A 14,609-nucleotide genomic window follows, 5' to 3' on the forward strand; every position below is an offset into this window, starting at 1 on the left:
GATTTGGCCCTGACGGGCCAAAGCGGCCAGTCAACCGCCAGCTATTTGGGGAGCGCGGCTGACTGGCCGCCGCCATTTTGCACCCATCACGCTCAACCAAAAACTGGTCTACTTTTGCGCCGCCATATGGCCTGATTTTACTCCGCCGTTGACAATCGCCAAGCCATATTGAAAAAAGAAACGTCCGACTATCCCTTCCATAAAGGCAATAGGCACAAACACTGCCAACGTGGCAAATGTCCCGGCAAGCACCGCCAATGCGACCCGCTTGGTTGCTATTGGTGCGGCCTCCATTGGATCAGCACCTTCATCGACATCGCTTTGCACGGCTTCAACAACGACGATAGCGTCATCAACAAGCAATCCAATCGCGACCGTCAGCGCCAATAATGTCATGAAATTAAGCGTAAAATCGAAGGCAGCAAAGGCAGCGAACGTGGCAATAACGGAAGTCGGGATGGCCAGCATAACGATAAAAGTTGCCCGCCAGCTGAGCAGAAAAAAGAACGTGACAAAAACAACCAATACCACCGCGATCATCAAATCAAACAGGACATCACCAATGGCCGATTCGATAAATCTCGCGGTCTCTCTCGTGACAACAATTTCAACTCCGCTCGGTAGCTGGCCCTTGATTTGCTCTATCTCCGCTTTGATTGCCCTGGTCATTGCAACCGTATTACTTCCAGATTGCTTGCGAACCTCAAGGACAACTCCAGGGCGACCATTCAACTGGGCATAGCTGGTTTCATCCTCGACCGAGTCTTCCACGCGCCCGATATCGCGGACCCGTGTGACCTGTCCGTTGGGCCGATAAGCTACCGCGAGATTGCCAAATTCCGAGGCTGTATTGGCTTCCGCCAATGTTCTGGTTCCATATTGCTTACTGCGACCATCAATCTCAAGACGGCCGCCCGGCAACTCGGCATTTTCGTTTCTCAATGCCGTTATAACATTATCCGCACTAACGGCGCTCGAACGCATCTTTGCAGGATCAAGCCAGACCCGCATTTCTCTTTCCCGCCCACCTACAATTGAGATAGAACCTACACCGCGAATACGCTGAAGCCTCTCTTTAACGACCTCATCTGCAAAGACTGTAAGTTCTCGGACCGGCGCATCTCCTGCTATCAGCAGCGACAATATCGGCGCTGCGTCCGGATCAAGCTTTTCGACAATAGGCGCGTCCGATTCTTCCGGCAAATTGCTTAATATGCTGGCCACCCGGTCCCTGACATCCTGAGCCTTCACATCGGCATCTTCCGACAACTCAAACTCCAACACCACCTGACTGACGCCTTCGGCGCTGACTGAGCGCATTTGCCGAATGCCCGAAACGCTGTTGACCTCTTCCTCGATAACGTCGGTTATTTCAGTCTCAATCGTATCTGGAGACGCACCGGGCAAAGTCGTTGTTATCGAAACATAAGGAAATTCGATTTTGGGGAACAGATCAACACCTAATCTCCCAAAACTCAACAGGCCCAGAACGACTAGCGAAGCAATCACCATTGTCGCGAAAACGGGACGCCGGATCGAGACATCAGAAATCCACATCAGCTTACCGTGCAGACTTTCTTTGCTTGCGCTCTACTTTTTGCCCATCGCGCAAAGTGGATGGTGGGTTTTGGATGATTTTTTCGCCGCTCTGAACGCCTTGGGTGACCTTGACCCGTTCGAAATCTATGCTTTCGACCTTTACATCCCTTTGGCGTGCAATACCATTCTCGAACAGGAATATATATGCGGCCGCGCTATCACCTTTGACAGCCGATTTAGGAAGAATAATTGCAGATTCTGGCGGCGTCTCGATTAGCGCCCGCACACCAAGTCCGCTACTGATCCGATAGTTCGGGTTTCTTATCAGGCAATCGCAATTCGACCGTCCGGGATTCCGGGTCAACCCGGTCATTGATGATGAACACAAAGCTGTCGAAAGGCTCATCAAAGCCATCAATATAAACCTTTGCCTTCTGGTTGAGCTTGAAATCATCAACCCGGGCCTGCGGAGCACTGACGATTGCTGCTACTATTTCTAATTCCTGTAGTTGCAAGGCTGCGGATTGTTCACCCATCGAAAAGCGATTGTTGAGATAGGACCCCTCGTCGACCAATCTGGCTGTAACGACGCCGTTATATGGAGCGCGGGCAACAGTATCGCGCAGCGCTTGTTTGGCCGTGGCCAGTAGCGATTGCGATTGAGAAACCTGCGCTTTCGCGACGATCAAGTCTGTTTCAACCCTTTCGACCTGTGCTTTCGATACAAAACCTCGCGGGGCAAGCGCAATTACGCGGTCATATTGGCGCTGGGCCTGTGTCGCCTGTGCTTCCGTCAGGCGTAGCGCCGCTGATGCTTCCGCGACGCGTCTTTTATAATCTGCTTGCCTGATCTGGAACAGCGCTTGGCCCTTCTTCACCCGGTCACCGACCGTCACAAACATGGTTTCGAGCGGTCCTTCGACGAGAGCGCCAATTGCGCTGCTTTGCTTGGCCGCAATCGTGCCAAAAACCTCTACGGGCTCGGCTAAAGGTTCGGATTTGGCTGTTAAAAAGTCTACTTCGAATGTCGCGCTTTTATGAATGTCATCATCATTGGCATTCTCGGTATCTTCGCTCGCGCAGCCCGAAACCAAGCCCAACATGACTAGAGACAAGAGCATTATGACTTTTTTGACAACCATCTACGTGCTCAAATATGTCCCGCGACCGCTAGCCACCAAGCGATCATCATCGTCGATAATGCGCGTGTCTGCGGTGCTTATGGTTTTTCCAAGCTTCACGACCTGCCCAAATGCAAGAAGCGGGCCGTTGGTGGCTGCCCGATGATAATCTACCCTCATATCCACGGTCGCCTTGGCAATACCCCCTGCAGCAATAATGGCATAAAGCCCGGTCAAATCGATCAGAGACGCCAATATGCCGCCATGCACGGCCCCAATCACGGGATTAGATACAAGTTCGTCCCGCCACGGCATTTCCAGTTCCAAATGATCGTTGTTTTGCTGAATAATTTTCAGACCCAACCAGCGATGGAAAGGCGCAATCTGCATTATGTCAGCAAGATTTTCGGTATTATATTTCATGCTGCGGCACCGCGACTGTGGGTCGCATTCAAGAAGGATATTATCGCCGAGCAAAACGCATCGTTGCGGTCACCAACAACCATATGGCTAGCGTCTGCAATGTCGGTTAAAAGCGCGCTAGGAACCAGCGTTTGGAAATGAGCTACGGCCTCTTCAGACACCATGTCGCTGGAACCTCCGCGTATGAGATGAACTGGCAGTGTCAACTTCGCGGCTGCCGCACTTAACCTGTCAAAACCATTGTCTTTTGCTTCGATAGAGTTGTCGCGAGTATGCGTCACGTGGTGAATAAAATTGGGGTCCCAATGCCAATAATATCGCCCGTCTTCCCGTTTACGTAAATATCGATCAAGCTTGCCTGTGCCGGTGCGTTTCTCTCGCTGCGGCATGTACTCGGCGATAATTCTGGCAGCTTCTTCTGGGGAGGAAAATCCATCTGTCATGTGGGCCTGCATGAACCCGACCACTCTCGACACTCCGACGGCTTCCATCTTCGGCGCGATATCAACCAGTGTCAGCGACCTAAAGCTAGTGGGAGCCAGTTCACCGGCCGCAATCATGCCCGCGATTCCGCCCAGTGATGCTCCCACTAACGCTGGAGGATTACTTAGCTGCTTGGAAATAGCGATTAGATCACGCGCAAAATCGCGCATATCGTAAGCGCCATCTGATGCCCATTCACTGTCCCCATGACCACGCATGTCAAGGGCCGTCGCGCGGTAACCAGCGTTGGCGAGTTCATCCAGCACCTTCGCCCAGGCATGACGGGTTTGTCCGCCACCATGCGCAAGCATTACCGGAAAGCCGGTTTTTGGCCCAGTCGTGCTTGCCGTGATCTGCAAGCCGTTGTGACCGGCCAAGATACTCTCTTCATGATCCATACCGATTTTATAGGCTGTATAGTGACAGACAGTAAAGGGCTTTATATTATATTAAATTGATGATATGGTCACTATCATGACAACGGAAACAGCTATAATGAGTGCCAACGCGCAGGACGGCTTCCTCAACGAGACCGATGAGTTTGCGTTTTTGCTGGAGGAAGTACCGCGAGTTCTGCGCAAGACATTTGATGAATCCATTGCCCAGTTCGGCTTGTCCCGCACACAGTGGAGAACATTGGCCTATCTGATCAAGACCGAGGGAATGACGCAAACCGAGTTGGCAAATTGCCTTGAGCTGGAACGCGCTACGATCGGATTAACGATTGATCATCTTGAAAAACTGAGATTTGTCGAACGCCGGTCCGCAGAAGGCGACCGGCGCGTCTGGCGGATATTCCTGCGTCCAAAGGTAATCGATATCATTCCACAACTTCGGAAAGAGGCTAACGCCGTTTATAAAAAGATGTTCAAAGGCGTTTCCAACGCAGACGTGGCCATCATCCGAACCGCGATGGAAAAAATGGTTGGGAATCTAAGGGAATGTTGAGTGTTTAATCTCCCAAAATTTTAGCGAGTTCTGATCCTTCTCTCCCGTTGGATCAGCTGGAGCGAGTGGCTGGGGCCACTCGCTCCCTTTTTTTTGCAGTCCAGGCCAATTAATTTAATAATTATCGGACGGTGAATTATACCGTTGATACCTGCCGGGACACCAATCAAATATGCGCTAGCGCACAAAAGTTGCTATCGCTGTGGCTAGCGGTTTCTCTGGTTCATGGAAACAGCTGGCGCGGACAAAGCTCGCGGCTTTGCCTTCACGTTCAAAACAACTGTTCGTGAATAGATCGCGCGAACCTACGGCTGGACGCAAATAACGAATGTCAATTGACTCTAGCTGCTGGCCGATCGAACTTTCACCGCCTGCCACACGGCCCTGGCATGCAGACATCAGCGCCGCAGCAACGGCGCCGCCATGGACAATATTTCCGCTTTCCCATCCCAAAACGGCCCGATTTCCTGCTGCAATTTGTGGAGAGTCTGGTGCGCCCGATAAACCCAAACTGGTGCTCATTGGTCCGGGCATTGCTTGAGGACTGAAATCACCGATCAAATTATAGTCGGCCGGAGCGCCCCCCGGGAAGCTCCCCAAACGAAACAGGCCTGTTGCTGTTCCGACGATATCTTTGGACGAGTTGGTTACACTGCCTGTTACAGTGGCAGATGTTTTCCCAACCATCACCGCTTCGGCGGTCAACGTCAATTCATCCCCCATCGAAGATCCTGATAAAAGTCCGATCCGCAAATCAAAAGTTGAAATTCCGATTTCAGCCGCAATCAGTCCTTTCAACGATTGGGACAATCCTTGATCGATAAAGCCCATGAGTGCCAGCGGATCAAGGTTTGGATTTCCCGGTGCTTTGGCAATCCGCCTATTGGCTTTCATTCGACTGATCGAACGCCCGCTGCTGCATTCCAGCAACTCCATGCCGAGCGTCAATTGATAGGGGGTTACAAGTCGAACCCGCATTTTCTCACCCGTCTGTCCATCTGGCTTGATTGCGCAGTCATCCATTTAACTTCCAATAAGGCATACTCAAAATTCCTTAGTTAGGCGTAAATTGCAAACAAACGACTCCGTTCGCCGGAGACGCGAAAATTGATGCCCGCAAAACCCGAACGGTGCAAGGTCATCATGATCTTGGGGAATGAGGTCCGATGATTGCTTTTACAATTCTGGCCAACATCCCCTTTGTCATTTGGTCATGTTAAACTAGCAGGGCAACGTTGAGAGGCGTAGGCAGCGTTGCGCGCGTCGCGCATTAGATATTCACCGTTGCGTCGATGCCATATGCGCGCGGTGTGTACATCGGGTGTCTGGGGAGACACTCTCTACCTGCGATTATAGCCTTTCCCGAAGCGCTTCATAGGGCGTTTGGCAAAACCAAAGACTCTTGTCTCGGCTTCGTCGCGCTCGCCTCATTCTTATTTGCGCCTCCTAAGCCGGTACAATCCTATCCCGCGGCTCCTCAGAGGCGCTCCTTAACGGCCTATCCAATCGAAAAACGCCTAAAACTACCCGATCAGGTAGTTGAATACCCCTCATATGCCTGTCTACTTGTTGCAGATAGGAATCGGACACGAAATTCGAAAAAGTCCGATCCATTTATGGACTAGGGATGCATTTGAAAGGTAGAACGGATGGTGAGCCACGCATTGAATAAGTCGCATCTAGATGGCGATGCGGCACTGAACTATGTCGACAAGAAAAAAGCACTATGGATACTCTCCGTTCTTTGGCCAGCAACGCCTCTGGTAGGCCTTTATCTCGTTTCGGAAACGGGCTGGAGCATCTGGTATGGACTGGTTCTGATCCTGTGGTATTTAATTATTCCAGCGCTTGATTTTGTATTTGGTCAGGATTACTCCAATCCGCCCGAAAGCGCGGTAGAAAAACTTGAAAAAAGTACATATTATCGCGTGCTTCTCTACCTTACGGTGCCAATACACTTCGCCGCGCTGATCGGCTGCGCATGGTGGGTTGCCACCCAGGATCTCAGCGCGCTTGAATTTATTGCGCTGGCCCTCTCGTTGGGTGTCGTCAACGGATTGGCACTCAACACCGGCCACGAACTTGGACATAAGAAATCCTCGTTCAGTCGCTGGATGGCAAAGCTTGTGCTTGCCGTTGTCGGCTACGGACACTTCTTCATCGAACATAACAAAGGGCATCACCGCGACGTAGCGACGCCGCTAGATCCCGCAACTTCGCAAATGGGCGAGAATATTTACATTTTCTCGCTGCGCGAAATTCCGGGTGCATTCAAACGCGCTTGGCATCTGGAAAAGGAACGCCTCGCCCGTTGTGGCAGTAGCCCCTGGACTCTCAAAAACGAGATTCTCCAGCCGATGGTCGTCACCGTCCTGCTTTATGGTGCGCTGATCGCCGCATTTGGCACGATCATGCTAGTCTTCCTACCGATTCAAATGGCGTATGGCTGGTGGCAGCTGACGAGCGCGAATTATATCGAGCATTACGGCCTGCTGCGCGAGAAGTTGCCGAATGGCCGGTATGAGCACCAGCAGCCGCGGCACTCGTGGAACGCGAACCATATCATGTCAAACCTGATCCTGTTTCATTTGCAGCGCCATTCGGATCACCATGCGCATCCGACGCGGTCCTATCAGTCGCTGCGTAATTTTGAGGATTTGCCGGCGCTTCCGCTCGGCTATCCAGGGATGTTTTTTCTCGCACTATTCCCAGCTGCATACCGGGCCGTGATGGACAAGCGTACCGTCGCTTGGGCCGGCGGCGATCTGAGTAAAATCCAGATACGCAAGGGCAAACGGGCATATTACGAAAGAAAGTTCGCGGACGCTGCGTAAAACTTTTCGGCGCAGGGTAGAGTCTCTTCCCACACCCACCCTGCGCCGTTCTTCCCAACCGAGTGGCGGTGCAGGTTTGTAGGGTCGAACGCTGTGAAAGCTTTGTGCCCAAGGTCACTGCGGTGTCCCACCGAGCGGTGCAATCCGCACCATGGCTCTCCAGAACAAATTACGAGGTTTATCGATGGCGAAATATCAGTGCCCTGATTGCGGTTATATTTATGACGAGGCCGATGGCGACCCTCATGAAGGTTTCGGACCTGGAACGCCGTGGAGCGAGGTGCCGGAAAGCTGGTCATGTCCCGACTGCGCTGTGCGCGACAAGATCGATTTTACTCCGATTGATGGAGGATCGCAGGCCGCCGAAGTTGGCGCAAGCACGCCCATCACCCCAGATGGTTCCACGACGACCAGCGCCGCTCCAGGGGCCCCATTTCGAAAGTGGGTCTGCATCACCTGCGGGCATATCTATGACGAGGCAACAGGCGATCAGCACGAGGGATTTGCGGTGGGAACTCGGTTCGAAGAAATACCAGACGACTGGTGCTGTCCCGATTGCGGAGCATCCAAGGGCGATTATGTCCTTGTGCGCGATTAAATGACGACAATTCAGATGAAAGCTTAATTTAATGGGAATTGCCGAAATTCTGAAACCAGCTGGATCTCCGGGCAATGCGATTAGAGAATATGACAACCTTTTAGCACAAATGAAGGCTACCCAGCTGGCGCATCGGACACAGTATAATCGAAATGCGCGGCTTGATGATCTTGAAAGGTTGCGTAAGGCTATGCTTGCGCACGAAACGCAGATCACTGAGGCCTGCGAACGTGATTTCCGCAAGCCTGCATCGGAAGTCAAGCTGACCGAAATATTCCCGGTCCTGCAAGAAATACGGCACGCGAAACGACATCTCAGGCAGTGGATGAAACCCCGTCGCGCGTCGTTGACATTGAGCATGGTCGGCACGCGGGCGCGGGTTCGCCCGGAAGCCAAGGGTGTGTGCCTCATTATCGCGCCCTGGAATTACCCGGTCAATCTTTCGCTAGCCCCTTTGGTTTCAGCGATCGCGGCCGGAAACAGCGTCGTGATCAAGCCCTCAGAACTGACACCGCACACGTCGGGCGTAATCGCCGACATCGTGCGCGAGGTCTTTTCACCATTGCATGTAGCTGTCGTCCAGGGCGGAATTGAAACCTCCCAGAGCCTTTTAGAGCAGCCGTTCGATCATATCTTCTTCACCGGTAGTCCGGCAGTTGGCAAGGTTGTGATGGCAGCAGCAGCGCGCAATCTTTCTTCGGTAACGCTTGAATTGGGTGGGAAGTCGCCGACCATTGTCGGCCCCGGGGCGAATATGCGCAAGGCGGTACAGAGTATCGTTTGGGGTAAATTCGCAAACAACGGGCAGACCTGCATCGCGCCCGACCATGTTTATGTTCATAGCAGTATTGCCCAAGAATTCGAGCACGCTGTCATCACAGAAATCTGCAGGGTCTACGGGAACGACAATCGTAATCTGAAGGCTAACCCCGACTATTGCCGGATCGTCAACGCCCGCCATTTCAAGCGGCTGCACGCCCTCGTAAAGGATGCACGCACGAAGGGCGGGGAGATCGCTTTCGGCGGCGAATTCGACTCGAGTGAAAACTACATTTCACCGACCGTGTTGAGAGGCATGAACCCTGACATGGACATCGCCGAAAAGGAATTGTTTGGACCCCTGCTCCCGCTCATTCCGTTCGATAATCTGGATGACGTCATTGCAAGGATCAATTCGCAGCCGAAACCTCTGGCACTCTATATCTTCGAGAAGGACCGGGGATTAATCGACCGCGTGATCGCGAACACCTCGACTGGCGGGATTGGAATCAATGTCACGGTCGCCCAATTTCTCCATCCAAACCTCCCTTTCGGCGGAGTGAACAATTCCGGGATAGGGGCCGCGCACGGCGAGTATGGCTTTCGTTCATTCTCACATGAGCGGGCCATCCTGGAAGATCGGTTTTCAATCCTTTCTTGGCTCTATCCTCCCTACACGCCGCGCGTACGCCGTTTGATCGACCTCGTAGTCCGGGTGCTGGGCTGATGCGTACATTCTGCAAGGAACAAGCGAACCATGTATGACTACATAATAATCGGGGCCGGTTCGGCCGGTTGCGTCCTCGCCAACCGATTGTCCGCCGATGGCAAGAAACGGGTGGCTCTGCTAGAGGCTGGCCCAAGGGACAAAAGCCCGCTGATCCACATGCCGATTGGAATCGCGCTTCTCGCCAACAACAAAAAACTCAACTGGGCTTTCGAAACCGAGCCGCAGGATCATCTTAATAAGCGGCGCTTGTTCTGGCCCAGAGGAAAGACACTTGGTGGCTCGTCCTCGATCAATGCGATGATCTATATTCGCGGTCATCCAGACGATTATCAATATTGGCAGGAAGCGGCAGGATCGGCTTTGTGGGGGTGGGACCGTGCGAGCGAACTTTTCCGGCGCATGGAGGACAACGAACGTCACCCGGCTGGAGGTTTTCACGGACAGGGCGGTGAATTGAGCGTCGGCGATTTGCGCACGGTAAACCCGCTCAGCGATGATTTCGTCGAAGCGGGGCGGGAACTCCAGTTCCCGGTCAATCCGGATTTCAACGCGGACAGCCAAGAAGGCCTCGGATATTACCAAGTGACACAGCGCAACGGTCGGCGATGGAGTTCAGCGCAGGCCTTTTTGCGCCAGGTCGAGGAGCGGGCGAACTTGGACATTATTACCGATGCGCGCGCCGAGCGCGTGTTGATGAATGGCAAATCGACCGTTGGCGTCGCTTACCGCCAGGCGCGCGAGTCGAAAAAGTTGAAGCTCAAACCGGGTGGTGAAGTCCTACTGTCTGGTGGCACCGTGAATTCTCCACAATTGCTGATGCTGTCGGGGATCGGGGATAGTGCTGTGTTGCGCCATAATGGCATTCCGATCGTACACGATTTACCCGAGGTCGGTCAGAACATGGCTGATCACCTCGACGTCACCATCATGAACGCAGCAAATTCGCGCAAGCCGATCGGGGTGGCAGCCAGCTTCATACCAAGAGCCCTCGGGGGGCTGTGGTCGTATATTTTTTCACGGCGGGGCTTTCTTACCAGCAACGTTGCGGAAGCAGGTGGTTTTGTCCAGTCTTCGCCTGACCGAGATCGGCCTAATGTTCAGTTCCACTTTCTGCCTACTTATCTCAAAGATCACGGGCGAAAAGTTGCCTTCGGATATGGTTACACGCTTCATATCTGCGATCTGCTGCCGAAAAGCCGCGGTTACATTTCCTTGAAATCATCTGATCCAATGGCCGACCCGCTGATCCAGCCTGGATACCTAGCCGATCCTGATGATCTCAAGACAATAATCGCGGCATTCAAGATCGGTCGGCGCATTCTGGATGCGCCGGCGATGGCCGCTCATAGTGCTGCTGAGGTGCATCCCGGGCCGTCGGTCCAGACAGACGATGAAATTGCCGCGTTTATCCGCGACACTGCCGAAACAATTTACCATCCCACGGGCACCTGCCGAATGGGTGCGGATGCGGAGTCCGTAGTCGACGCCTCGCTTCGTGTCCGGGGTATCTCAGGCCTCCGGGTCGTGGACGCCTCGATCATGCCCAGCCTCGTGGCCGGTAATACCAATGCGCCGACCATGATGATTGCAGAGAACGCCGCCGACATGATTTTGGGCAAGGTCGGTACGTTGGACGCAAATGCTGCCTGAGGCCGCTCGGTCTCAAGAAAACTCCGGCGGTGCCCGGAGAAATTAGTGAAGCTGGGCCTGGCCCGGACAAGATAACTGTATCTGGGAGAGAAGAAATGAATCCATTCAATGTAAAATTCCCGACATCCTGTTGTGTTCTGGGTCTGGCTCTCATGTGGGGGAGTGCGGCTTCAGCCCAAGATGGCGGCATGTATAAACGCGGGGATTTCGTAGTCGCTGTTTCCGCGTCAGAGGTTTTGACCAGTGAGCAGTTGGACGAGGTTTCGGTTGGCGGGGGTGACCTGCCGGGAGCAGGCGTCACCATCAATAATGACGAAACGGTCACTTTCGACCTATCCTATTTTCTGTCTGACCGGATTGCGGTGAATCTGTTCGGCGGTATCCCTGCTAGCGCGAGGCTGCAAGGAACCGGCTCTATCGGAGGTCTTGCGCTCGGCTCGACTGATTATGGACCTGCGGTGTTGTCGCTTCAATATCATCAGCCGATCGGGAGTAACGTCTCTCTTTATGCAGGGGGAGGCGTAGCGCGCCTGCTATTCCTAAACGAGAAAGACGGCGCAATTGCCGAATTCGATGTGCGCGACACTTGGGCTCCCGCGCTGCAGGTCGGAACGCGTGTAGCTCTGAATTCGAGCCTATTGCTCAACCTCGATACCCGCTATATTCCTTTCAATGGAAATATCAGCGGTAATCTTGGCCCCGCGCGAGTCAAGGCCAAGGTCGGCGTGGACCCAATTGTCGTCAATATTGGCCTTGCCTATCGCTTCTGACGACACTCCTGATCCGCATTCCCGGTACGGCAAATTCAATTGCCGGGACAGATAAGCAGCGGTCGGTGCCGCCGAAGTTAAGAGGAATCATTATGATGACAGCGGGTGGGGTCGACGGGAAAACGCCGCTCGGGCAAGAAGGGCTCGACCCCACCTTGCAGTTATACAACAGACGCATGGCCCAGCGCAGGCACGTTTTTGCTCAGTCTGCCATCCGGCGCGAGCGCCTCTCGCATGAGGCCCATCAAGGTGCGAAGGCGCTCGTCTACTGCGCACCCAGCGGCTTTGGGAAATCGACGCAGTTGGCGATCATGGCAGAAGATGCAGGTTCCGGGAACGCAGCTTACCTTAGCCTCGCTGAGTTCGAAACTGCGGAGGGCAGCGATGGTTCGTGTGTAGAACGTGTGATGCAGGCCATCCTCGATCAGTTGTCGGGACCGGATGCGCCGCAAACAAAGGGCGTGCACGAGGGAGAGGCTGTACTGTTCGCCCGGCTTTGGAAAACCGAGCAGCCAATCTTGTTGTGTTTCGACGAATTTATACCGGCTTTTGCTGACTTGGCGGAGCGGATTATCTGCGAGACGCCTTCCAGCGTCAAACTTGCCTTCGCCCCCATTGGCGTGGAGTTTTTGTCACGGCTCGCTCTTTTGCCCGGGGTCGTAAGAATGCGGTCGGAAAGCTTAGCATTCAACGAAGCCGAGATAGATGAACTTGCCCTTCTATCGGGGGCGCCATGGTCCACTGAACGCGCTTTGGAACTGACTGGCGGCTGGCCCGCATTGCTGCGTTTCGCTGTCGACCGAGCCGAGCCATTATCTTCGCCCATACAGTGGCCAGAAGTGCAGAACTTCTTGCATAACGACGTGTTTGCCAAATTGACCGTCGAAGAACGGGAAGTTCTGCGTAACGCGTCAATCTTGCAAACGGTTACACCGGAAAGCTATCGCTATGTTTTTAAAGCGAATTCGGACCTAGAACATTGGCTCAAGCGCCTGAGCGCTGTCCATGGTGTGCTGGTTGCAGGGCTGGCGAATGATGGGGAGAAGTTAGTAATGCTCCCGGTGCTCCGCGATTTTCTGCGCGAGGAGTTGCGCGTACTCATGCCAGACCGAATTTCCTATTTGTTGAAGCGCATCGCCTACTGGCATTGGCGACAAGGCGAATACCGCGAGACGATAACTGCTGCTTTGGATGCCCACGACCATCGCTGGGCGCACCGGGTAAGCGCAGGCGTGCTTATCGATATTGCATTACGACAGGGAGAAATTGCGGGTCTACGAGAATGGTTCGCTTCGGTTCCTCGTGACCAGTTGAATCGCCTGCCAGCCTTGGCATTCGGCTATGCCTGGACGATGTATTTCAGCCAGCAGGCGCAGGTGGCAGACGAAGTGCTCGAAGGCATGGCCGCAACTGAATACGCCGGCCAGAACCTCTACGGCCAACCCAGGGGTTGGCCCGAACTCGTATTCGCTATTGGCAAGGCGACACATGATGAATTGGATGAAAGCACCAGACTATGCCACCAATGGATCGATAGTTTTGGAGAGGATAACGAGGTTGGCGCAGGCGCGGCTTATACCTGCTTAGCATTTATCGCTGCGAGCGAGCGGCAATTCGAAGATCTGTCGAAGCTTTCTCGGAAGGCTTTCTCAATCAATCGATACGCGCGTCAGCGTTACGCTTCGGGTTGGCTTTCGGCCACCAACGTGCTCGCGGCGATGCGGAGCGGCGAGATGCTACGGGCTCGTACACTCGTAAAACAATCGCGCGAGAGCTCTGATATCGCTGTTGAACGTTCGCCTTTCGCGTCAAATCTCCTGCAGGCGTTCGAATATCAACTTTGCGAGGAGATCAAAGAAGGTGTCATGCCAGAGGGGCTCGAACACGACGCCATTAATTTCGCAATGGAATATGGGGTGGTGGATGTGCTCGCCGGAGTGACCCAGGCTGCGGCAAGGCGGATGGCGTTGAAGGGACTAACAACTGAGGCATTTGCCCTGATGGAAAAGGTCCGCGCCACGGCTCACCGCCGCCAATTGCCCCGCTTACGTTATCTGGCGGAAATCAATCTCGCCGAATTTCACTTGCTGGAGGACGGAGCGGACGCAGACGTTAATCTGCCCAAGCCCAACGCTGCGATCCTTTCGGCCAACCAGCTCCAGGCGTTGGATGCGCGCCTCGCCCGTGTGCGAGCGCTCATCGAGATCGGCAAGTCGCGTTTCGGGCTTGCTGAACAGCACGCCCGTCTCGCGTTGCGCGAGGCGGGCACAATGGGCGACTTGCGTGCGGCGGCCGCCGCCCAATATTGTCTCGCTACGGCGCTTGTCCTGCTGGGTTCGACTAGGGACGCGGAACGTGCTTTTCGCGAAGCGGAAGAACTCGTAGCACTGAATGGCTGCCGCACGACACGTGAGTGGATGATGGCACTGCTCCTTCGCATCGTGCCAGAAACGATACAGTTCTTCGATACAATCGGGCGTAAGGGCGAAGCGCTTCATTCGATGGAGCCGAGCGTCGGCTCCTCAGATAAGGGCCTCGTGCCGGTTCTGGCAGGGCGGCTTACCCGCAAGCAATATCTTGTCCTCCAATATATTGCCCGGGGCATGACGAACAAGGAAATCGCAGCACAACTCTCGATCAGCGAAAGCGGCGCGAAATGGCATGTCAAGCGGCTGTTCGAACGCTTCGGTGTCTCTAAGCGGAGTCAGTTGGTCGCCACCGCGCAGGCAAAAAACTTACTATAGGTACAAGGAA

General features: G+C 53.9%; 13 protein-coding genes and 1 pseudogene. 8 read left to right on the forward strand and 6 right to left on the reverse strand.

Annotation, left to right across the window (positions count from 1 at the left end):
* Window positions 1-108: 108 nt before the first annotated feature.
* Genes CHN51_RS00335 through CHN51_RS00355 form a run of 5 tightly spaced genes read right to left on the reverse strand, consistent with a single transcriptional unit; the run spans window position 109 to window position 3,964 of the window.
* Window positions 109-1,557, reverse strand: a complete 1,449-nt coding sequence (locus CHN51_RS00335) for an efflux RND transporter permease subunit (RefSeq protein WP_100092251.1) — start codon at window positions 1,555-1,557, stop codon at window positions 109-111.
* 4 nt (window positions 1,558-1,561) lie between these two features.
* Window positions 1,562-1,825 (reverse strand): hypothetical protein, encoded by a 264-nt coding sequence (locus tag CHN51_RS19445; protein WP_123906196.1) that lies wholly within the window; start codon window positions 1,823-1,825, stop codon window positions 1,562-1,564.
* A gap of 10 nt (window positions 1,826-1,835) precedes the next feature.
* Window positions 1,836-2,681 (reverse strand): efflux RND transporter periplasmic adaptor subunit, encoded by an 846-nt coding sequence (locus tag CHN51_RS00345; protein ID WP_100092253.1) that lies wholly within the window; start codon window positions 2,679-2,681, stop codon window positions 1,836-1,838.
* Entirely contained in the window at window positions 2,682-3,083 is a 402-nt protein-coding gene (locus CHN51_RS00350; protein ID WP_100092254.1) for a hotdog fold thioesterase, read from the reverse strand.
* Window positions 3,080-3,964, reverse strand: coding sequence for an alpha/beta hydrolase (locus tag CHN51_RS00355; protein ID WP_100092255.1), 885 nt, complete (start codon window positions 3,962-3,964; stop codon window positions 3,080-3,082). The genes CHN51_RS00350 and CHN51_RS00355 overlap by 4 nt, the downstream gene beginning before the upstream one ends.
* Before the next feature lie 97 nt (window positions 3,965-4,061).
* Between CHN51_RS00355 and CHN51_RS00360 the strand changes: the two genes are divergently transcribed.
* Complete coding sequence (locus CHN51_RS00360) at window positions 4,062-4,514, forward strand: MarR family transcriptional regulator (protein ID WP_100092256.1); 453 nt, start codon at window positions 4,062-4,064, stop codon at window positions 4,512-4,514.
* A 177-nt stretch (window positions 4,515-4,691) separates the two neighbouring features.
* Here the strand turns inward: CHN51_RS00360 and CHN51_RS00365 are convergent, their stop codons facing one another.
* Window positions 4,692-5,537, reverse strand: a complete 846-nt coding sequence (locus CHN51_RS00365) for an acyl-CoA thioesterase domain-containing protein (protein WP_100092257.1) — start codon at window positions 5,535-5,537, stop codon at window positions 4,692-4,694.
* A 626-nt stretch (window positions 5,538-6,163) separates the two neighbouring features.
* Between CHN51_RS00365 and CHN51_RS00370 the strand changes: the two genes are divergently transcribed.
* The 7 genes and pseudogenes from CHN51_RS00370 to CHN51_RS00395 all read left to right on the forward strand — a co-directional run bounded on the left by CHN51_RS00370 (window position 6,164) and on the right by CHN51_RS00395 (window position 14,599).
* Window positions 6,164-7,348 (forward strand): alkane 1-monooxygenase, encoded by a 1,185-nt coding sequence (locus CHN51_RS00370; RefSeq protein WP_100092258.1) that lies wholly within the window; start codon window positions 6,164-6,166, stop codon window positions 7,346-7,348.
* A gap of 184 nt (window positions 7,349-7,532) precedes the next feature.
* A pseudogene (locus tag CHN51_RS19945) lies at window positions 7,533-7,694 on the forward strand (rubredoxin); the annotation flags it as partial.
* 39 nt (window positions 7,695-7,733) lie between these two features.
* Window positions 7,734-7,946, forward strand: coding sequence for a rubredoxin (locus CHN51_RS19950; RefSeq protein WP_206170055.1), 213 nt, complete (start codon window positions 7,734-7,736; stop codon window positions 7,944-7,946).
* A 31-nt stretch (window positions 7,947-7,977) separates the two neighbouring features.
* Window positions 7,978-9,432 carry an aldehyde dehydrogenase family protein gene (locus CHN51_RS00380; protein WP_100092260.1) on the forward strand — a complete coding sequence of 485 codons (1,455 nt, stop codon included), beginning with the start codon at window positions 7,978-7,980 and terminating at the stop codon, window positions 9,430-9,432.
* A 30-nt stretch (window positions 9,433-9,462) separates the two neighbouring features.
* Complete coding sequence (locus CHN51_RS00385; RefSeq protein ID WP_100092261.1) at window positions 9,463-11,085, forward strand: choline dehydrogenase; 1,623 nt, start codon at window positions 9,463-9,465, stop codon at window positions 11,083-11,085.
* A gap of 95 nt (window positions 11,086-11,180) precedes the next feature.
* Entirely contained in the window at window positions 11,181-11,855 is a 675-nt protein-coding gene (locus CHN51_RS00390; RefSeq protein ID WP_100092262.1) for an OmpW family outer membrane protein, read from the forward strand.
* Between the two features lie 92 nt (window positions 11,856-11,947).
* Complete coding sequence (locus CHN51_RS00395; protein ID WP_100092263.1) at window positions 11,948-14,599, forward strand: LuxR C-terminal-related transcriptional regulator; 2,652 nt, start codon at window positions 11,948-11,950, stop codon at window positions 14,597-14,599.
* Window positions 14,600-14,609 lie beyond the last annotated feature (10 nt).

Origin of the sequence: Sphingorhabdus sp. YGSMI21, assembly GCF_002776575.1 — a bacterium.
GTDB lineage: Bacteria > Pseudomonadota > Alphaproteobacteria > Sphingomonadales > Sphingomonadaceae > Parasphingorhabdus.